Genomic DNA, 18418 nt, shown 5'->3' with positions numbered 1-18418 from the left:
TTCCTCAGGCTTTCAGGTACTCGGCCTTGGTGCCCAGCCAGCGGTCGATGTGCCGCTGCGCCAGGTCGGGGTGCTTGCGCAGCATGACCGGCGCGAGTTCGCGAGCCCAGTCGAGCAGCAGCGTGTCGGTCGTGAGGTCGGCAAAACGCAGCAGCGGTGCGCCCGACTGGCGCGCGCCGAGGAATTCGCCGGGGCCGCGGATCTCCAGGTCGCGCCGCGCGATCTCGAAGCCGTCGCTGGTCTCGGCCATCGCCTTGAGCCGGGCGCGCGCCGCCTCGCCGACACGGCCGCTGTCGCCCGGCGCATAGAGCAGCACGCAGGCCGAGGCCGCCGCGCCGCGCCCCACGCGGCCGCGCAGCTGGTGCAGCTGCGAAAGGCCGAAGCGCTCGGCGTGCTCGATCACCATCAGCGAGGCATTGGGCACGTCCACGCCCACTTCGATCACCGTGGTGCTCACCAGCACCTGGATCTCGTTGGCGGTGAAGGCCGCCATCACCGCCTGCTTCTCGGCCGTTGGCATGCGCGAGTGCAGCAGGCCGACCTGGATGGGCTCGCCCAGCGTCTGCGCCAGTTCGTCGCGCGTCTCGGTGGCGTTGCGCAGGTCCACGGCCTCGCTCTCCTCGATCAGCGGGCACACCCAGTAGACCTGCCGGCCCTGCGCGATCTGCGAGTGGATGCGGTCGATGACCTCGTCGCGCCGGTGGTCGGCCACCAGTCTCGTGATGATGGGCGTGCGGCCCGGCGGCAGCTCGTCGAGCGTGGAGACGTCGAGGTCGGCGTAGTAGCTCATCGCCAGCGTGCGCGGGATGGGCGTGGCGCTCATCATCAGCAGGTGGGGCTCCAATCCGGCGCCGGGCCGCCCCAAGCCGGATGCCTCCCCCTCGGGGGGGTGAGGCGAAGCCTCAGGGGGGCCAAGATTGCCTCCGGCCTTGCCGCGCAGCGCGAGGCGCTGCGCAACGCCGAAGCGGTGCTGCTCGTCGATGATGGCCAGCGCGAGGCTCTTGAAGCGCACTTTTTCCGAGATGACCGCGTGCGTGCCGATGACCAGCGCGGCCTCGCCGCTTTCCACCGCCGCCGACATCTCGTCGCGCTCTTTTTTCTTCTGGCTGCCGGTGAGCCACGCCACGCGCTTGCCGCGCGCGGCCAGCAGCGGATCGAGCCAGCCGACGAGCTTGCCGAAGTGCTGGGCCGCGAGGATTTCGGTGGGCGCCATCAGCGCGCACTGGAAGCCCGCGTCGATGCAGCGCGCCGCCGCGAGCGCCGCCACCACCGTCTTGCCCGAGCCCACGTCGCCCTGCAGCAGGCGGTGCATCGGGATCTCGCGGCCGAGGTCGCGCGTGATCTCCTCGCCGACGCGCTGCTGCGCGCCCGTGAGGCCGAAGGGCAGCACCGCGAGCAGCCGCGAGTGCAGCGAGCCCGCATCGGGCTCGGGCGGCGCGGGCGGCAGCACCGGCGCGCGCTGCGCCGCGCGTTCCAGCCGCGCCTGCAATTGCGAGAGCTGCTGCGCGAGCAGTTCCTCGGCCTTGATGCGCTGCCACGCCGGATGGCTGTGGTCTTCGAGCGTGGCGATCGCCACGTCGGGCGTCGGGTAGTGCAGGAAAGTCAGCGAGTCGCGCAGGTTCCACGCGCCGCGAAAGCCGATCTGCACCGGAACGGTCTCGTCGAGCACCGCGCGCGCCAGCCCCGAGCGCACCTCGCGCCGCAGCACCGGCTGCGCGAGCCCGGCCACCGTCGAATACACGGGCGTGAGCGCGTTCGGCAAGGCGGTGCCGGCCGCCTTCACCGTCGGATGCATGATCTGACGCCCCACGAAGCCGCCGCGCACCTCGCCCCGCACACGCACCCGCGCGCCGACCGCGAGCTGCTTCTGCTGCGAGGGATAGAAGTTGAAGAAGCGCAGCTGGCAGGTGTCGCTGCCGTCGTCGATGGTCGCCAGCAGCTGGCGGCGCGGCCGGTACACCACCTCGCACTCGGTGACCACGCCCTCGACCTGCGCCACGTCGCCATCGCGCGTGTCGGCGATGCGCACGATGCGCGTCTCGTCCTCGTAGCGCATCGGCAGGTAGAGGGCGAAGTCGATGTCGCGCACGAGGCCGAGCTTGCGCAGGGCGCGCTGGACCTGGCTGAGGCCGGCGCCCGGCTGAGACGGCTGCGGCGGCGCGGCGGCGGTCGTCGCTTCGGCGGGAGGAGTCGGGGCTTTCTTGGCGGGCACGGACAAGTCTTCTAGCGCGGGCGGCAAAGGTCCGTCAAGGCGCTGCGGGCATCGGGAAACATGAAGCGGAAGCCGGACTGCAGCAGCCGCGCCGGCACCACGCGCTGGCCTTCGAGCAGCAGGTCGGCCTGCTCGCCGAGCAGCAGCTTGACGGGCGCGGCCGGCGTCGGCATCCAGCAGGGGCGGTGCAGCACGCCTGCTGCGACGCGGGTGAACTCTTCCTGGCTCAGTGCGCCGGGCGCGGTGAAGTTGAATGCCTGCGCGCTCGGCGGCGTCGCGGCGTTTTCGGTCAGGGTCCACACATGCGCCATCGCCCGGATCAGGTCGTGCACATGCACCCACGACAGCCATTGCCGCCCGCTGCCCAGCCGTCCGCCGAAGCCGAGCGAGATCGGCAGCAGCAGCTGCGGCAGCGAGCCCTGGTGACCCAGCACGAAGCCGAAGCGCATGCAGGCCACATGCACGCCGTGCGCCACGGCCGACTGCGCCGCCTGCTCCCAGCGCTGGCAAAGCTGCGACATGAAGATCGCCTGCGGCGGCGCTTCTTCCGCGAGCTCGCTCGCATCGCCTTGCGGCTGCACGCCGTAGTAGCCGATGGCGGAGCCGGAAAGCAGCAGCCAGGGCTTGCGCGGGCGCGCAGCGATCCACGCGACCAGCTGCCGCGTCAGCCCTTCGCGGCTATGCAGCAGCTGCGCGCGGCGGCGCTCGCTCCAGCGCATGCCCAGGATGCGCGCGCCCGCGAGGTTGACGACCACGTCGATGTCGTCGGCCGCCGGCACCTCGTCGAGCGACTGCACGCAGCGCACCGCGCCGCCGAAGCCCCAGGCGGCCGATCGCGCATCGCGCGTCCAGACAGTCACGGCATGGCCGTCGGCCACCAGGTGGCGCACGAGCAGCTGGCCGATGAAGCCGGTGCCGCCCGTCACCAGCACGCGCTGCGGCTTCGATCCGAAGCGCACCGGCGCCTCGGCCGCGCGTGCCTGCTCCTGCGCGCCGCGCCTGAAGAGCGCGCGCGCCGCGAAGGCATCGCGCAGGCCCGAGAGGCCGACGCCCACGCCGCAAAGCGCGAGGAAGGCGCCGAGCCAGCCCTGCGGCTGCCACACCATCGCGGTCGGCTGTGCCGCCCAGCCTGTCGCGCTCATCGCCAGCAGCGCGATGAAGGCGCCCGCGTTGATGGCCAGCACCGTGTGCGTCACGCGCTCGGTCGGCGGCAGCAGGCGGCTGCCGTCCTCGACCACGAAGTCCCACATCGTGAGCACGATCTCGACGCCGAACACCGCGAGCAGCACCCACGCCCAGGCGCCGTGCCAGGCCCAGGACGACAGTCCGATGAAGAGCGCGCAGTAGATCGACGACCGGGTGGCGTGGATCGCCAGCTCGCGCCCCGCCGTGCCGCGCCTCGGCAGCGCCTCGGTGCCCTCGTGGTGGTAGAGCGTGTCGAAGGCGCCCAGCGCGCCTTGCGCGGCCATGAGCTGCAGCGCGAGCAGGTGCGTGTCGATCATGCGGGCACCGCCTTCGGCTCGGGGATTTCCTCGAACACGCCGACCTGGGTGAACGTCGTGCCCATCAGGCAATGGCGGATCTCGATGCGGATGTTGAAGCGCTCGGGCGTCTCGTTGTGATGCCAGAGGAAAGTCTTGCCCGGGGTGAGCACGCCGGGCAGCGGGATGCGCCAGCCGAACACGTCCCAGAAATAGCCGTCGCTCTGGAAATGCAGGCTGCCGTTCTCCACGCTCAGCACCAGCTTCATCCCCAGCCCCATGCCCACGTACTCCAGCACCTCGCCGCGCTCGCTCTCGCGCATGAAGCTGGTGAACTGGATCGGCTTGCGGTTGCGCAGGCGATAGATGCGCTGCTTGTAGATGGCCGGGTCCTGCGGCTTGGCGTAGACCTGGATCTCCACGGGGAAGCCGGCGTCGCAGTAGGGAATCAGAGCGCCCTGGATCATCGGCTGCGTGATGTGGCCCAGCAGCTTGCCGAAACGCGAGCAGCGCAGCTCGCTCAGCGACCCCAGGTAGTGCAGCGCCTTGCCCGGCGACGGGTTCTTGTCGAAGCGGCGGCGGATGTCGGGGTGCAGGCCCTGCCAGGCGCTGCCGAGGATCTTCTTGAAGAGCTCGCCTTCGGAGGGGCCGGACGACGAGCCCGAAGAAACACGCGCAGCTTGTGAATCGACCATCCGCCGATTCTGCCTCGCCAACCCCGCGAAGCCCGCGGAAGCGGGCGGCTTTCGCGGCATGGGACAATCCGGGCCTTCCCCGCGTCTCACCGCTTCCCCGTCTTTCTTGGAACGGGCCCGTCCGGCCCTCAAGCACATGCGCGCTTTCACGCTCTCCGATTTCGATTTCGCCCTGCCGCCCGAACTGGTGGCGCAACACCCGGCCGCCGAACGAACCTCCTCCCGCCTGCTGGACGGCACGGGGCCCGCACCGGTCGACCGCATCTTCAGGAACCTGCCCTCGCTGCTGCGCCCGGGCGACCTGCTCGTCTTCAACGACACCCGCGTGGTCAAGGCCCGCCTCTTCGGCGAGAAGCCCACCGGCGGCAAGCTCGAGCTGCTGATCGAGCGCGTGCTGCAGGGCCAGGAAGTGGTGGCGCACATGAAGGTGAGCAAGAAGCCGCCCGTGGGCACCACGCTGGAGATGGTCGGCGGCTTCCGCGCCACGCTGCTGGGCCGCTGGCCCGACGAGAACGGCGCGCTCTTCCGATTCGCCTTCGAGAGCGATACCGGCGAGAACCCCTACATGCTGATGGAGCGCTGCGGCCACGTGCCGCTGCCGCCCTACATCACCCACACCGACTCGGCCGAGGACGAGAGCCGCTACCAGACCGTGTTCGCGCGCGTGCCCGGCGCGGTGGCCGCGCCCACCGCCGCCCTGCACTTCGACGAAGGCCTGCTGGCCGAGCTGGAGGCCAACGGCGTGCAGCGCGCCAGCGTCACGCTGCACGTGGGCGCCGGCACCTTCCAGCCGGTGAAGACCGAGAACATTTCAGAACACACGATGCACGCCGAGCGCTACGAGGTGCCCGAGGCCACGCAGCGCGCCATTGCGCAATGCAAGGCGCGCGGCGGGCGCATCGTGGCGGTGGGCACGACCACCGTGCGCACGCTCGAATCGTGGGCCAGGAGCGGCGAAGCCTCGGGCGACACGCGCATCTTCATCACGCCAGGCTTCGTCTTCGAGCACGTCGACCTGCTGGTGACCAACTTCCACCTGCCCAAGAGCACACTGATGATGCTGGTCTCGGCCTTCGCGGGCTACGAGCGGGTGATGGGGCTGTATGCCCATGCCATCGCCGAGCGCTATCGCTTCTTCAGCTATGGCGATTCCATGCTGCTGGCACGCAACCAGGACTGAACGACATGCTGAACTTCGAACTCCTCAAGACCGACCCCGACAGCCACGCGCGCCGCGCCACGCTCACGCTCAACCACGGCAAGGTGCAGACGCCGATCTTCATGCCCGTGGGCACCTACGGCACAGTCAAGGGTGTGATGCCGCGCAGCCTCGAGGAGATGGGCGCGCAGATCATCCTGGGCAACACCTTCCACCTGTGGATGCGCCCGGGCCTCGACGTGATGGAGAGCTTTGGCGGGCTGCACCAGTTCGAGAAGTGGGACAAGCCGATCCTCACCGACTCGGGTGGCTTCCAGGTGTGGTCGCTGGGCGCGATGCGCAAGATCAGCGAAGAAGGCGTGAAGTTCGCCTCGCCGGTCAACGGCGACAAGCTGTTCCTCACGCCGGAGGTCTCGATGCAGATCCAGACCATCCTCAACAGCGACATCGTGATGCAGTTCGACGAGTGCACGCCCTACGACACCAAGGGCCACATCACGACCGAAGCCGAGGCGCGCGTCTCGATGGAGCTGAGCCTGCGCTGGGCGAAGCGCTGCCAGGCCGAGTTCTCGCGGCTGCAGAACCCGAACGCACTCTTCGGCATCGTGCAGGGCGGCATGTTCGAGAACCTGCGCGAGGAGTCGCTCGCGGCGCTGGTCGACATGGACTTCCCCGGCTACGCCATCGGCGGCGTGAGCGTGGGAGAGCCCAAGGAAGAGATGCTGCACATCATGGGCCACACGCCGCACCGGCTGCCCGCGAACAAGCCGCGCTACCTGATGGGCGTTGGCACGCCCGAAGACCTGGTGCAGGGCGTGGCCGACGGCGTCGATATGTTCGACTGCGTGATGCCCACGCGCAATGCGCGCAACGGCACGCTCTTCACCCGCTTCGGCGACCTGAAGATGCGCAACGCGCGCCACAAGAGCGACCCGCAGCCTATCGACCCGAGCTGCACCTGCCACGCCTGCGCGGGCACCTCGGGCGTGAGCTGGAACGACGGCGGCCGCGAAGGCTTCAGCCGCGCCTACCTGCATCACCTGGACCGCTGCGGCGAGATGCTGGGGCCGATGCTCACCACCATCCACAACCTGCACTACTACCTGAACCTGATGCGCGAGATCCGCGAGGCGCTCGACGCGGGCACGTTCACGGAATTCCGCGCGCGCTTCAAGTCGGACCGGGCGCGAGGGGTCTGAAAAAAGAAGCCGGCCGCTACTTCATCAGCGGCTGGATCGGCAGCGGCGTGGCGTAGGGCTCGATGCGCAGCGCATCGTTCCTGAACACCACGATCTGCCTGAGCGGCGCCTGCACCAGCGCGCCAGCCGCATCCTTGTGAGATGCGTACTGCCACAGCGTGAGCTGGCCCTTGGCGGCGAGCTGCGCCGCCAGCCGCTCCACGGCGGGGCCCGAGCCCGCGCCGAGCATCGCGGCATCGGCGCCGACGATCACCTCGTCGCGCGCGGAAACCACCTTGAAGAGCTGCACGCCCGACGCCGACGCCGACGCCTGCGCCCGCACGGAGCGCACCGCCAGCGCGGCGGGAACGAGCATCGCGAACGCAACGAGAGCGCGGCGGTGGGGAAGTGTCTTCGTTTTCATGGGCGCAAGCGTAGCCACGCACGTGCGCACCGCACATTCGCCGGACGCCATACACCGGCCGGCCGCTATCCGCTACGCTTGCCGTCCGTCTCCACGCTGCTGCAGCCTCCCATGACCGACGCATCACCACCACTTTCGCCCTACACCGCCCGCTATTCCTCGCTGGCCGGACGCACCGTATTCATCTCGGGCGGCGCCAGCGGCATCGGCGAAGCGCTGGTGCGGGCCTTCCATGCGCAGGGCGCGAAGGTCGGCTTCTGCGACCTCGACACCGCCGCCGGCAACGCGCTCGCGGCGCAACTGCAGGGCGAGCATCCCGCGCTTTTCGTGCCCTGCGACGTGACCGACACGGCCGCCCTCGCCGCCGCCATCGACGCGGTGCGCCAGCGTTTCGGGCCGGTGTCGGTGCTGCTGAACAACGCGGCCAACGACCGTCGCCACGAGATGGCCGACGTGACCGACGCGGACTTCGACCGCCTTGTGGCCGTCAACTTCAAGCACCAGTTCTTCGCCGCGCAGGCGGTGGCCGACGACATGCGCGCGCTGGGCGGCGGCTCGATCGTCAACTTCGGCTCCATCAGCTGGATGATCAAGGGCAAGGGCTACCCGGTGTACCAGGCCTGCAAGGCTGCGGCGCGCGGCCTCACGCGCTCGCTGGCGCGCGACCTGGGCAAGCAGAACATCCGCGTGAATTCGATCGTACCGGGCTGGGTGATGACCGAGCGGCAGATCAAGCTGTGGGTGAAGCCCGAGTCCGCCGCGGAGATCGATGCGGCGCAGTGCCTGCCAGGGCGCGTGATGGCGGAGGACATCGCGGCGATGGCGCTCTTCCTGGCCGCCGACGATTCGCGCATGTGCACCGCGCAAGATTACGTGGTGGACGCCGGCTGGACCTGAAAAAAGCCTCGCGCATCGCGCGAGGCTTTTGCCTTTAGAGAACACCGCGCAACCGCCTTTGCCGGGCCGCCGGTGTCGCCCCCGCAAGGGGGTTGGCACAGCGACACGAAGTGCGCGCAGCCTGCGGGGCGTGCTCGATCAGTCCCGAAGTTCCGCCGGAACCGTGCCACCGTTGGCGGCCAGCTTGGTCATGACCTGGCGGTGCAGCCAGATGTTCATCTTGGCGCTGTCGCTGGTGTCTTCACCGTAGCTCAGCTCGGCGGCCAGCTGCTTGCGGGCTTCGAGGCTGCTGTCCAGGCCCAGCAGCTTCATCAGGTCGACGATGGAGGTGCGCCAGTTCAGGTTCTTCGAGCCCGGCATGGCGTCGAGCACGGCGGCCACGTCGCCCAGCGGAATGGCGGGCGGCGGCGCGGCCACGGCGGGCGCTGGTGCATCGGCTGGCGCCGCGGCGGCAGGTGCCGGGGCCTCAGCGGCTTTGGCGCCTGGGAAGATCTTGGAAAGGATGCTGCCGAAAATGCTCATGCTAGTGCTCCGTCGAAGGGTTGGCTGAAAGTCTGCGGCAACACTTGTGTCGCAGCCGGGGGTTTGTAGCACGGCCCCGCGGCATGTCCGCTACACGACGTGTCGAAGCACCCTCGGGCCGTGACCGAATTCGCAGACTACGCCTCTGCCGTCCCGAGGGCCGGCAGCACGCGATTCGCGGCCGAGGTGCCGCACGCATGGCAGAACTTCGAGAACGCGCTCTTGCGCGTGTCGCAGTTGCCGCAGTGATCGAACAGGCCGATGCCGCAGTGCGGGCAGAAGTCGATCTCGTTGTTCTTCAGGTCCACCGGCCGCTCGCAACCGGGGCACACGCCCTTGGCCAGGCGCGCGAGCGCGGTGTCGTAGCTGAGCTCCTCGCGGCGCACGTTGTCGGGCTGCTGCTCGGCCAGCTTCTGGCGCGCAAGATAACGGTTGAGCGCGACGATGGCGTAACGCCCCACCAGCACCGTGAGCACGATGCCCACCACGTAGCGCACGTAGCCGCCGTAGCTCGGCAGGTAGGGCACCAGCTCGACGAAGAAGGCGAAGAGCGCGAAGAAGATGAAGCCCCACACGAACGGCCAGTAGGTGCTCTTGCGTTTCTTCACGAAGAGCCAGCCCGCCACCACCAGCAGCGGCAGCGTGAGCGCCAGCCGGTAGGCGAACACGCGCAGCTCGATGCGGCGGTATTCGGCGTCGAGCTTGATCTGCGCGTCGCGCTCCAGCTCCGACAGCGCCGTGCGGGCACGCTGCTCGCCCTGGCGCGCATCGAGCGTGATCTTCTGCTGCGCGTTGACCTTGCGCTGCAGCTCCTCTTCCTTCTGCTTGAAGGCATCGAGCGCCCTGGTGCGTGCGATGAGCTCCGTGTCCTGGTCGGGCTGCGCGGTGGCGCGCCGCGTGGAGAGCCAGTTCGCGAAGGTTTCGCGCGCATTGCGGCTGGCCTGCTGCGCGGCGTTGAGCTGCAGCTGGATCTGGTCGAGCTCGCGCGCGGCCTCCAACTCGGAGGTTTCGGCGTTCTTGATCACGGCACGCAGCGGCTCGGCCTTCTGCTTGTCGATGAAGTCGTCGATGCCGCGCACACGCTCGACCTGCGGCAGGTCGCTCACCACCGTGCTGCCGAGCCCGATGAGGAAGCTCGCGAACACCAGCGCCACCAGCCAGAGGCCGCGGCGGAACCATTTTTCCGAAAGTCGCAATGACTTGCTCATGTTGTTTTCTCCTTGTTCTTTCTCACTGAAGCTTCAGTGTCACCGGTGCCGCGCCCAGGCCGGCGCGCGGCATCCACGCGAACACCGAATCGACCGTCACCGTCTCGATGCGGTCTGAAAAACGCTTCTCGTTCGGATGATCGTCGAAGGCCACGTTGGCCGAACCCACGCGTCCGCCCAGCCGCGTGAGCGGGCCGAGCCTGAGCGTGGTGGGCTCGTAGTCCTTGAACTGCATCCATGCCTGCGCCTGCGCGCGATTGGCAATGGTGGCGGGCTCCATGGCCGCGGCCATGGTCTCGACCGCCCACTGGTTCGATTGCTGGTACTTGCGGCCCCACGCATAGCTCACGATGCTGTAGGGCTCGATGTGCAGCCGCACGATGCGCGCGGGCGATTCGTTCAGCGCCGCCAGCAGCCGCGCCTGCACCTCGGGCGTGGGCACGACCCACGCGGCCTCGTAGCGCCACAGGTCGTCGAGGAAGAATTCGCCGAGCCCCTGGCGGTAGACCTCGGCGACGGCGGTGCTGCATTGGTTGAGCTTGTGCACCACGCGCCACGGGCCGGCCTCGGTCTTGTAGGCGAAGCCCAGGTGGGAGTAGCGCAGGCCGTACTTGCTCAGGTCCTGCCCGGCGCGCGCGAGGATCACCACGCGCGCTCCGCTGGCGTCGAGCGCCTGCGAGGTGCGCTCGGCCAGCTGCATGCCCTTGGCGATCACGGCCGGCGTGGGCCTGAGCTGCTCGCAGGAGCGGCCGGCCCGCGCCTGCATGGGCAGCACCACCGCCGCGGCCGCGAGCGTGAACGCGAGCAGCGGCGGCAGCGGCAGCGGCAGCGGCAATGCACGGTTCACGACAACCTCTCGTTGTGCAGCAGCGCGCGGCCGATGGCGTTGGGCACGAAGGCCAGCACCTCGCCGGCGGCCGACAGCACCACGCCAGAACCGATCACCGTGACGAGCACGCTGGTGCCCACGGCCTTCGATGCGCCGTCGGCCACACGCCCCGCGACCTTGATGCTGGCGCGCGCGCCGTCGGAGGCGCGCTCGAGCACGTACACCGTGCCATCGACCGAGGCTTCGACCGCGACCACGGTGAGCACCGAGCCGCCCACCGACAGCGCGGCCGGCAGCGCGACCGCCGTGGTGGCGGAGGCCCCGATGGCGGAGGCACCGGCCACCACCGATGCCACCGGCATCAGCGAGAGCGCGGCCGAAGCCTCGCTCTGGGCCTGGGCTTGCAGGGGCGCCGAGATGCCCGCGAAGGCGGTGCAGGCGGCGACGAGAACAGCGGCAATCGACTTCTTCATGATGGGCTTTCGTTGGTGGAACACGGGTTACTCGGCAGCGGCAGCTGCAGTTGCAGCAGCGGCGGCGGCTTCGGCGCGCGCCATGCGGCGGCCCTGAATGCGGGCTTCGGCCAGGTCGGCCTCGTGGCGGTCGCGCAGCGTCTTGGCCAGCGTGAAGGCCGAGCTGATGAGGAAGAGCCAGCTCACGCCCAGGAAGGCCTTGTAGGCCTCGTTGATCTCCATGCGCACGAGGCCCCAGCCTGTCAGGCCCATCGCGGTGAAGAAGCTGCCCCAGACGACCAGCTTCCACATCGGCACGTCGCGTGCCGACTCGGAGCCGCGCTCGGCGGCCTGCTGGCTGTCGCGCACGAACTTCGACAGCATGAAGGCGGTGCTCAGGCAGAACACGTAGCCCATCACCATGAACGCCCGGTCCAGCGCCTCGCCCGGCAGCCAGCTCAGGCCGGTGGCGCACAGGAAGACGGAGATCGCGAACGAAGCCCAGGCCTGGAACTGCCAGGCCCGCGTGTCGCGCTGGATGAAGACGGTCGTGGTCGATGAGAGGGGTTGCATGTGTGCCTCGCGGCGTAGTGAAGGTGAGCGAATGATGGTTCGCCCCCGCACCGCGAGGCTTGAATGCTTGCACCAGTGGCGGTTTCCGGCGCCACCGGTATCCGCAAGCGATACTTTTCGGGGACCTCAGGAGGCCAGCAGGGCGCTCACGCGCTGGCGCAGCGCGTCGGGCTGCACCTCGGCCGGCGGCACCGGAGCGCCGACGTTCAGTCCCACGCGGCTGAAGAAACCGCGGCGGAAGGGCTTGGCCATGGCCACCTGCTCGCCGCCGCGCAGCTCGATGCGGCTGAAGTACGAGCCCCAGAGGTTGGTCAGCGCCATCGGGATCACCGGCGGCTCCAGGCCTTCGGCGCGCGCACTCTCGACGATCTTCATCACGCCGCCCTTGAAGGGCTGCAGCGTGCCGTCGCGCGTGATCGCACCCTCCGGGAAGATGGCGAGCAGGTCACCCTCGCGCAGCACGCCCAGCGCCTTGGCAAAAGCCGCTTCGTACGCTGCCGGGTCTTCCTTCTGCGGCGCGATGGGGATCGCCTTGGCCAGCTTGAACAGCCAGCCCAGCACCGGCACCTTGAAGATGCGGTGGTCCATGATGAAGCGGATCGGCCGCGGACTCGCCGCCATCAGCAGCACCGCATCGATGAAGCTCACGTGGTTGCACACCAGCACGGCCGCGCCCTCGGTGGGAATGTGCGTCTCGCCCTTGATGCCGAAGCGGTAGACGAAGCGCGACAGCACCCAGGCCACGAAGCGCAGCAAATACTCGGGCACCAGCATGAAGATGTAGAACGCCACCACCGCGTTGGCGATGCCGGTGAACAGAAAGATCTGCGGAATGGTGAAGCCCGCGCCCAGCAGCGCGCCCGCGATGACCGAGCTGCCGATCATGAAGAGCGCGTTGAGGATGTTGTTGGCCGCGATGATTCGCGCGCGGTGCGTAGGCTGGCTGCGCAGCTGGATCAGCGCGTACATCGGCACGCTGTAGAGCCCCGCGAAGAGCGACAGCAGCGCCAGGTCGGCCATCACGCGCCAGTGCGCGGCCTGGTGCACGAAGGCGCCGATGCCCATGTCGTGCGTGGCGGGCGCGAGGCCGCGCGAGGCGAAGTACAGGTCGATCGCGAACACGCTCATGCCGATGGCGCCCAGCGGCACCAGGCCGATCTCCACCTGCCGGCGGCTGAGCGTCTCGCACAGCAGCGAGCCGACGCCGATGCCCACCGAGAACACCACCAGCAGCAGCGAGGCGACCTGCTCGTCGCCGTGCAGCACTTCCTTGGCGAAGCTCGGGAACTGGCTCAGGAACACCGCGCCGAAGAACCACATCCACGAAATGCCCAGCAGCGAGCGGAACACCACCACGTTCTCGTTCGCCAGCTTGAGGTTGCGCCAGGTCTCGCTGATCGGGTTCCAGTTGATGACCAGGCCCGGATCGGTGGCCGGCGCGCGCGGAATGGCCTGCGCCACGCCCCGGCCCACCAGTGCCAGCAGCACGCAGCCCACGGCCACGCTCGTGTGGCCGACGTTCGGCAGGGCCACCAGCAGCCCGCCTGCCACCTGCCCCAGCAGGATGGCGACGAAGGTGCCCATCTCGACCATGCCGTTGCCGCCCGTGAGCTCGCGCGCGTCGAGCACCTGCGGAAGGTAGGCGAACTTGACCGGCCCGAACAGCGTGGAATGCAGCCCCATGAGGAACACGCAGCCCAGCAGCACCACCGCGTTGGCCGTGACGAAGCCCCAGGCGGCGATCAGCATGATCGCGATCTCGAGGTTCTTGACGAAGCGGATCATCTTCGTCTTGTCGAACTTGTCGGTGAGCTGCCCGGAGGTGGCCGAGAACAGCAAAAAGGGCAGGATGAACAGCGCGCCGATCACCAGGCCCGCCATGGAAGGCGGCATCCAGCTCAGCTGGAGCTGGTAGGTCACCATCACGGTGAAGGCGAACTTGAAGAGGTTGTCGTTCGCGGCACCCGCGAACTGGGTCCAGAAGAAGGGCGCGAAGCGCCGCTGCCCGAGGAGCGCGAACTGGTTGGCGTGGGCGTTCTCCTCGTGAGTCACGGGCGTGGCTGCTTCTGCTGCGGCGGCGGGATTTGTCATTCGAAGAGTGCTCCTCATGCGGCCACGGCGGCGGCGCCCGGATTGTGCCGCAGCGCGGCTTCCCAGCGCATCTCCAGCTTGCGCAGCGCGATCACCACGGGCAGCCCGGCGAGCGAGGCCGTCAGGTGCTTGAGCGTGTGGCCCGACACCGTCTGCTGCGTGAACTCGTAGATCTGGTGGTCGGCCAGCTCGAAGCCCTTGGCCAGCACGTAGAAGAAGATGACCCAGCCCAGCTTCAGCCCCACCGACTTGCGCATCGGCGAGGCCAGCGCCAGCGTCACCACCAGCGCCATGCCGCCGAACTGCACCAGCGCCCAGGGCATGACGTTACCGGTCTCCTGGAACACCTCGGCCGAGAGCAGCCCGGCCGTGAGCACGAACCAGGCGGCGGGCCAGCCGGCGCGCTGGCTCACTCGTTCACACACCGCCACCCCGATCAGCCCGGCGAAGGCCACTGCCATGCCGGCGCGGTCGGCCGCGAGCCGGGGGCCGTCGGGCAGGAGGTGGAAGAAGGCGGAACCGGCGGCGGTGGCGATCAGGCCGGCGAAGAACAGCCAGGCGCAGTCCAGCGTGTTGTCCGGCGGGTCGCTGGCGGGCGGGGCCAGCGGGAACTGCGACAGCGCCTCCTGGTGCGAGCGGTCGATGCGGTTGAGCCGGTACAGGCCCCACAGGCCGATCACCACGAAGGGAATGTTGCTCAGCACGTCCATGGCGTTGGGCAGCCCGTGCCAGGCGCGGGTGTCGGCGAACACCGAGGCGATGGCGACGTCGGCGGCCGGCAGCTCGGGGCCGAAGAAGCCGATCAGGGCAAGCAGCAAAAGGGCGAAAAGCAGCCCGCGTTCGCGGCGGCTGAGAGAGGGCAGAAGCATGGCGGTCCTCGGTGGTGGTCTGAACTGGGGCGGAATTTAGGGTCCGCACCCCTCCAGAGGCATCGAGAATCGATACGAGGCATTAATTCACACCTGACGGTATCTCCAATTGATACCTGCCGGCGCCCGTGTACGCTTCCGGCCCATGAGCACCACCGTCGATCTCGTCCAGGCCCTCAAGAACGAACTCAAAAGCGCGCGCATGACCTACGCCGACCTGGCGCGGTCGCTCGACATGGCCGAATCCAGCGTCAAGCGGATGCTGGCCAAGAGCGACATGCCGCTGTCCCGCGTGGACGCCATCTGCCGGGCGCTGAAGATCGATTTCGCCGAGCTGGCGCGCCGCGTGGCCGACGCCCAGCCGCTGCTGAAGGAACTGACGCACGAGCAGGAAAAGGCGGTGGTCAAGGACAAGAAACTGCTGCTGGTGGCCATCAGCGTGCTGAGCCAGTGGACGCTGGAGCAGATCGTGGCGGCCTACCGCGTGAGCGAGGCCGAGTGCATCGGCTTCCTGGCGCAGCTGGACCGCATCGGCATCATCGAGCTGCGCCCGCTCAACCGGTATCGCCTGAAGCTCGCCAAGACCTTCCGCTGGCGGCCGCACGGCCCGGTGATGGAGTTCTTCCGCGAGAACGTGGTGCTCGACTACTACAAGGGCGGCTTCGACGGCCCGGCCGAGGGCCTGCTGCTGGTGCACGGCCAGATCAGCCGCTCGCTGGCGCCGGCCTTCCTGGAACGCCTGCAGCGCGTGGCGCAGGACTTCGCGCAGCAGCACCAGACCGACCAGAAGCTGGCCGCCAAGGACCGCGAGGGCTACACGCTGCTGCTGGGGATGCGGAACTGGGAGTTCGAGGCCTTTACAAGGCTCCGTCGCGCCTGAGCCTCAGGGCTTGGCGGCTTCGAGGGTATCGCGCATGGTGCGCGCGGCGGCTTTGGCCGCATCGGCGAAATCGTCGCCCGAGGACGCATAGATGATGGCGCGCGACGAGTTCACGACGATCGGCGCATCGGCGCGCCAGCCGGCGCGCACCGTGGCGACCGCGTCGCCGCCCTGGGCGCCGACGCCCGGAATCAGCAGCGGCACGGTCGGCGCGAGTTCGCGCACGCGCTCGATTTCCGCCGGGTAGGTCGCGCCCACCACCAGCCCGAGCTGGCCGTTGAGGTTCCACGGGCCCTGCGCCAGCCTGGCGACGTGCTCGTACAGGAAGGGCTGCCCCTCCACGTCCGCCAGCCGCTGGCCCTGCAGGTCGGAACCGCCGGGGTTGCTGGTGCGGCACAGCAGGAAGGCGCCCTTGCCCTCGTGCTTGAGGTAGGGCGCCACCGAATCGAAACCCATGAAGGGCGAGAGCGTCACCGCGTCGGCGCCGTAGCGCTCGAAGGCTTCGAGGGCGTACTGCTCGGCGGTGGAGCCGATGTCGCCGCGCTTGGCATCGAGGATCACCGGCACGCCGGGCGTGTTGCGGCGCATGTGCTCCATCAGCTTCTCGAGCTGGGCTTCGGCGCGATGGGCGGCGAAGTAGGCGATCTGCGGCTTGAAGGCGATGACCAAGTCGGCCGTCGCGTCGACGATGCGGGCGCAGAAGTCATAGATGCGGCTGGCGTCGCCCTTGAACTGGCCCGGGAACCTGGCGGGCTCCGGATCGAGCCCCACGCAAAGCAAAGAACCGTTTTTTTGCTGTGCGGCGGCCAGCTTGTCGAGGAAAGTCATGGGCCGGGATTTTAGTTGGCCCGCCTCGAGGCCAGGTTCACGGCTCAGTTCGACGCCGGCGAGTGCTGTTCGGCGGCCAGGCAGAGGTCGGCCCAGGCGCGGGCCTTGTCCGCCGGGTTGCGCAGCAAATAGGCCGGATGGTAGGTGGCGACCACCGAGGCACCATTGACGGAATCCAGCGGCACGACGCGCCCGCGCAGCTTGCCCAGCGGGTCGCCGCTGCGCATCAGGCTCTGGGCCGCCAGCGGGCCCATGGCCAGCACGACGCGCGGGGCGATTGCCGCCGCGTGCTCGCCGAAGACTTCGTCCATGGCGCGCGGGCTGCCGGGCTGGCCGGCGGCCACGCCGCGGTGGGTGCGCATGAGGTGCACCGGCGTGCGGCCGTCGTGCAGCTTCAGGGCGCGCAGCATGTTGTCGAGCAGGCGGCCGGCGTCGCCCGCGAAGGGATCGCCGTGGCGGCCGTCGGCCTCGGGCGGCATGTCGGCGACGACGAGCCAGCCGCCTTGCACGGCATCGGTCGCGCCGGCTTCGGCGTAAAGCCGGCAAGGCGCTTCGACCAGAATGGCGGCGCCCTGGGCGACCGGCGCGGCTGCCGGCCGAGGAGCCGGTGCGGGCGCCACGGCAGGCCGCGCCACGGGCGGCGGCGGTGCGGCCACCGGCATTTCGGCTTCCTGGCGCTCGTCGACGACGGCGATTTCCTCTTCGGCCGGCGCGACGGCTTCGGGTGCAGGGGCCACTTCGACCGCTTCGGCAGCCTCGGGCACCGGCCACCAGACCTTCACGCCCATCTCGTCGAGCATGGCGCGCTGGCGGGCGTCCAGCCTCAATGTCTGCACTGCAGCGTTCATCGCAGGCCTCCCCAGGCGGTGGGGCTTTCGTTCAGGCGCAGGCTCATGACGACCGCGTCCTCGCGCTTGCCGTCGTGCGCCGGGTAATAGCCCTTGCGCACGCCGACGCTGCGGAAGCCCTGGCGCAGGTAGATGTCGAGCGCGCGCTGGTTGCTCTGGCGCACTTCGAGCCAGAGCCACTGCGCCCCCTCGGCGCGCGACCAGCCGCCCAGCGCCTCGAGCATGAGCGGCGCCCAGCCCTGGCGCTGGAAGGGCGGCGCCACGGTGATGTTCAGCAGGTGCACCTCGTCGACGCCCTTCATGGCGACGAAGTAGCCGATCAGCGTCTCGCCCAGCTGCCTGACCGGCGAATTCACGCCAGGCGCCGCGCCGGGAGCCAGCAGGCACTGGCAGTGGTAGCCCACGGCCATGGAATCGGTGAAGTTGGCGCGCGTCCAGGGGTGGCTGTAGGCCGTCTGCTCGACCGCGCAGACGGCATCGATCCGCTCGACGGTGAGCGGTTCGAGGCGGGCTTCGACGGGCTGGAGGACGGCGCTCATGCGAGGTGGCTGGCTAGCGTGCTGCTGCGGCCGCCTTGATGGCGGCGCGCTCTTCGGTGGTTTGCGCCACTTTATCGCGAACGTACAGCGGCCAGGCCTGCGCTGCCGGCACGGTGCGCCCGGCCGCGAGCAGCGCGGGCGCCAGCCGCAGCATGGCGGCGGCCATCGGCAGCGCCTCGTGGCGGGCGGCAGCCGGGGCCAGGCGCGGGCCGTAGGCGGCGAAGGCATTGCCGGCGAGCGCCCAGCCGGCGGGCACTTCGAGCTCCTCGGGGGCCAGCAGCAGCGGCTCCTCGCCGCCTTCGGGCTGGCCGAGCGGGCCGTGCGCCGCGAAGTCGTAGCGCGCGGCATAGACCTGTTCCATGCGCGCATCGAGCGCCGCCACCACCTGCCGCGCGCCGAAGGCATGGCGCGCTTCCTCGGCCACGGCGAGCAGGGTGTCGACCGGCAGCAGCGGCACCTTGGCGCCGAAGGCCAGGCCCTGGGCCACCGAGCAGGCGGTGCGCAGTCCGGTGAAGGAGCCCGGGCCGCGTCCGAAGGCGATGGCGTCGAGTTCGGCCAGCGCGAGCCCGGCTTCGCCCAGCAGTTGCCGGATCAGCGGAAGCAGGGTGCTGGAGGCCTGCGCGCCGCCGGCGCCGTCGTGCGCCAGCAATTTGTCGCCATGCAGCACTGCAACCGAGAGATGCTCGGTGCTGGTGTCGAAGGCAAGCAGCTTGGGCGCGGTAAGAGGCATCCC

General features: G+C 69.4%; 19 protein-coding genes. 4 read left to right on the top strand and 15 right to left on the bottom strand.

Annotation, left to right across the window (positions count from 1 at the left end; translation table 11 throughout):
• Positions 1-4: 4 nt before the first annotated feature.
• The 3 genes from recG to QMO14_RS06460 are packed head-to-tail and all read right to left on the bottom strand — an operon-like array spanning position 5 to position 4388.
• Complete coding sequence (gene recG, locus QMO14_RS06470) at positions 5-2212, bottom strand: ATP-dependent DNA helicase RecG (protein WP_301505563.1); 2208 nt, start codon at positions 2210-2212, stop codon at positions 5-7.
• 11 nt (positions 2213-2223) lie between these two features.
• Complete coding sequence (locus QMO14_RS06465; protein ID WP_301505562.1) at positions 2224-3714, bottom strand: TIGR01777 family oxidoreductase; 1491 nt, start codon at positions 3712-3714, stop codon at positions 2224-2226.
• On the bottom strand, positions 3711-4388 hold the full coding sequence (locus tag QMO14_RS06460; protein ID WP_301505561.1) for a DUF4166 domain-containing protein: 678 nt from the start codon (positions 4386-4388) through the stop codon (positions 3711-3713). The genes QMO14_RS06465 and QMO14_RS06460 overlap by 4 nt, the downstream gene beginning before the upstream one ends.
• Positions 4389-4524: 136 nt before the next feature.
• Here QMO14_RS06460 and queA point away from each other — a divergent pair, with 136 nt between their 5' ends.
• Together queA and tgt are read left to right on the top strand one after the other, a co-directional pair.
• Positions 4525-5568 (top strand): tRNA preQ1(34) S-adenosylmethionine ribosyltransferase-isomerase QueA, encoded by a 1044-nt coding sequence (gene queA, locus QMO14_RS06455; protein ID WP_301505560.1) that lies wholly within the window; start codon positions 4525-4527, stop codon positions 5566-5568.
• Between the two features lie 5 nt (positions 5569-5573).
• Positions 5574-6746 carry a tRNA guanosine(34) transglycosylase Tgt gene (tgt, locus tag QMO14_RS06450; protein WP_301505559.1) on the top strand — a complete coding sequence of 391 codons (1173 nt, stop codon included), beginning with the start codon at positions 5574-5576 and terminating at the stop codon, positions 6744-6746.
• Positions 6747-6762: 16 nt separating this feature from the next.
• On the opposite strand, the gene QMO14_RS06445 is transcribed toward tgt, so the two are convergent.
• Complete coding sequence (locus tag QMO14_RS06445; protein WP_301505558.1) at positions 6763-7149, bottom strand: hypothetical protein; 387 nt, start codon at positions 7147-7149, stop codon at positions 6763-6765.
• A gap of 111 nt (positions 7150-7260) precedes the next feature.
• Here QMO14_RS06445 and QMO14_RS06440 point away from each other — a divergent pair, with 111 nt between their 5' ends.
• Positions 7261-8046 (top strand): SDR family NAD(P)-dependent oxidoreductase, encoded by a 786-nt coding sequence (locus tag QMO14_RS06440; RefSeq protein ID WP_301505608.1) that lies wholly within the window; start codon positions 7261-7263, stop codon positions 8044-8046.
• A gap of 138 nt (positions 8047-8184) precedes the next feature.
• Here the strand turns inward: QMO14_RS06440 and QMO14_RS06435 are convergent, their stop codons facing one another.
• From QMO14_RS06435 to QMO14_RS06405, 7 genes are all read right to left on the bottom strand, one after another.
• Complete coding sequence (locus QMO14_RS06435; protein WP_301505557.1) at positions 8185-8568, bottom strand: DUF3597 domain-containing protein; 384 nt, start codon at positions 8566-8568, stop codon at positions 8185-8187.
• 137 nt (positions 8569-8705) lie between these two features.
• Positions 8706-9776 carry a serine endopeptidase gene (locus QMO14_RS06430; RefSeq protein ID WP_301505556.1) on the bottom strand — a complete coding sequence of 357 codons (1071 nt, stop codon included), beginning with the start codon at positions 9774-9776 and terminating at the stop codon, positions 8706-8708.
• Between the two features lie 22 nt (positions 9777-9798).
• On the bottom strand, positions 9799-10542 hold the full coding sequence (locus QMO14_RS06425; RefSeq protein ID WP_301505607.1) for a DUF2145 domain-containing protein: 744 nt from the start codon (positions 10540-10542) through the stop codon (positions 9799-9801).
• A gap of 77 nt (positions 10543-10619) precedes the next feature.
• On the bottom strand, positions 10620-11078 hold the full coding sequence (locus QMO14_RS06420; RefSeq protein WP_301505555.1) for a hypothetical protein: 459 nt from the start codon (positions 11076-11078) through the stop codon (positions 10620-10622).
• A gap of 27 nt (positions 11079-11105) precedes the next feature.
• A complete protein-coding gene (locus QMO14_RS06415) occupies positions 11106-11630 on the bottom strand; it encodes a YiaA/YiaB family inner membrane protein (RefSeq protein ID WP_301505554.1) in 525 nt (174 codons plus the stop codon).
• Between the two features lie 126 nt (positions 11631-11756).
• Positions 11757-13721: an MFS transporter gene (locus QMO14_RS06410; protein WP_301505553.1), complete on the bottom strand. Its 1965-nt coding sequence runs from the start codon at positions 13719-13721 to the stop codon at positions 11757-11759.
• Between the two features lie 14 nt (positions 13722-13735).
• Entirely contained in the window at positions 13736-14590 is an 855-nt protein-coding gene (locus QMO14_RS06405) for a hypothetical protein (protein ID WP_301505552.1), read from the bottom strand.
• 145 nt (positions 14591-14735) lie between these two features.
• On the opposite strand from QMO14_RS06405, the gene QMO14_RS06400 reads away from it, so the two are divergent.
• Positions 14736-15470, top strand: coding sequence for a helix-turn-helix transcriptional regulator (locus QMO14_RS06400; RefSeq protein WP_125950470.1), 735 nt, complete (start codon positions 14736-14738; stop codon positions 15468-15470).
• Positions 15471-15473: 3 nt separating this feature from the next.
• Here the strand turns inward: QMO14_RS06400 and pyrF are convergent, their stop codons facing one another.
• Genes pyrF through tsaB form a run of 4 tightly spaced genes read right to left on the bottom strand, consistent with a single transcriptional unit; the run spans position 15474 to position 18415 of the window.
• On the bottom strand, positions 15474-16298 hold the full coding sequence (gene pyrF / locus QMO14_RS06395) for an orotidine-5'-phosphate decarboxylase (protein ID WP_301505551.1): 825 nt from the start codon (positions 16296-16298) through the stop codon (positions 15474-15476).
• A gap of 44 nt (positions 16299-16342) precedes the next feature.
• The gene (locus tag QMO14_RS06390; protein ID WP_301505550.1) at positions 16343-17146 is read right to left on the bottom strand and encodes a uracil-DNA glycosylase; all 804 of its coding nucleotides are present in this window, start codon (positions 17144-17146) and stop codon (positions 16343-16345) included.
• Positions 17143-17685 (bottom strand): ribosomal protein S18-alanine N-acetyltransferase, encoded by a 543-nt coding sequence (gene rimI, locus QMO14_RS06385; protein WP_301505549.1) that lies wholly within the window; start codon positions 17683-17685, stop codon positions 17143-17145. Before rimI ends, QMO14_RS06390 begins: the two co-directional genes overlap by 4 nt.
• A gap of 13 nt (positions 17686-17698) precedes the next feature.
• Complete coding sequence (tsaB, locus tag QMO14_RS06380; protein WP_301505548.1) at positions 17699-18415, bottom strand: tRNA (adenosine(37)-N6)-threonylcarbamoyltransferase complex dimerization subunit type 1 TsaB; 717 nt, start codon at positions 18413-18415, stop codon at positions 17699-17701.
• Positions 18416-18418: the final 3 nt, after the last annotated feature.

The organism is Variovorax sp. CAN15 (assembly GCF_030462475.1).
GTDB lineage: Bacteria > Pseudomonadota > Gammaproteobacteria > Burkholderiales > Burkholderiaceae_C > Variovorax.
The sequence above is the reverse complement of the archived record's forward strand: the minus strand, read 5'-3'. Positions and strand labels throughout refer to the sequence as shown.

Bases quoted from the DNA above. Each gene is read 5' to 3' on its own strand.
- QMO14_RS06465 (WP_301505562.1), bottom strand. From the start codon at position 3,714: ATGATCGACACGCACCTGCTCGCGCTGCAGCTCATGGCCGCGCAAGGC.
- QMO14_RS06460 (WP_301505561.1), bottom strand. From the start codon at position 4,388: ATGGTCGATTCACAAGCTGCGCGTGTTTCTTCGGGCTCGTCGTCCGGC.
- queA (WP_301505560.1), top strand. From the start codon at position 4,525: ATGCGCGCTTTCACGCTCTCCGATTTCGATTTCGCCCTGCCGCCCGAA.
- tgt (WP_301505559.1), top strand. From the start codon at position 5,574: ATGCTGAACTTCGAACTCCTCAAGACCGACCCCGACAGCCACGCGCGC.
- QMO14_RS06445 (WP_301505558.1), bottom strand. From the start codon at position 7,149: ATGAAAACGAAGACACTTCCCCACCGCCGCGCTCTCGTTGCGTTCGCG.
- QMO14_RS06440 (WP_301505608.1), top strand. From the start codon at position 7,261: ATGACCGACGCATCACCACCACTTTCGCCCTACACCGCCCGCTATTCC.
- QMO14_RS06435 (WP_301505557.1), bottom strand. From the start codon at position 8,568: ATGAGCATTTTCGGCAGCATCCTTTCCAAGATCTTCCCAGGCGCCAAA.
- QMO14_RS06430 (WP_301505556.1), bottom strand. From the start codon at position 9,776: ATGAGCAAGTCATTGCGACTTTCGGAAAAATGGTTCCGCCGCGGCCTC.
- QMO14_RS06425 (WP_301505607.1), bottom strand. From the start codon at position 10,542: ATGCAGGCGCGGGCCGGCCGCTCCTGCGAGCAGCTCAGGCCCACGCCG.
- QMO14_RS06420 (WP_301505555.1), bottom strand. From the start codon at position 11,078: ATGAAGAAGTCGATTGCCGCTGTTCTCGTCGCCGCCTGCACCGCCTTC.
- QMO14_RS06415 (WP_301505554.1), bottom strand. From the start codon at position 11,630: ATGCAACCCCTCTCATCGACCACGACCGTCTTCATCCAGCGCGACACG.
- QMO14_RS06410 (WP_301505553.1), bottom strand. From the start codon at position 13,721: ATGACAAATCCCGCCGCCGCAGCAGAAGCAGCCACGCCCGTGACTCAC.
- QMO14_RS06405 (WP_301505552.1), bottom strand. From the start codon at position 14,590: ATGCTTCTGCCCTCTCTCAGCCGCCGCGAACGCGGGCTGCTTTTCGCC.
- QMO14_RS06400 (WP_125950470.1), top strand. From the start codon at position 14,736: ATGAGCACCACCGTCGATCTCGTCCAGGCCCTCAAGAACGAACTCAAA.
- pyrF (WP_301505551.1), bottom strand. From the start codon at position 16,298: ATGACTTTCCTCGACAAGCTGGCCGCCGCACAGCAAAAAAACGGTTCT.
- QMO14_RS06390 (WP_301505550.1), bottom strand. From the start codon at position 17,146: ATGAACGCTGCAGTGCAGACATTGAGGCTGGACGCCCGCCAGCGCGCC.
- rimI (WP_301505549.1), bottom strand. From the start codon at position 17,685: ATGAGCGCCGTCCTCCAGCCCGTCGAAGCCCGCCTCGAACCGCTCACC.
- tsaB (WP_301505548.1), bottom strand. From the start codon at position 18,415: ATGCCTCTTACCGCGCCCAAGCTGCTTGCCTTCGACACCAGCACCGAG.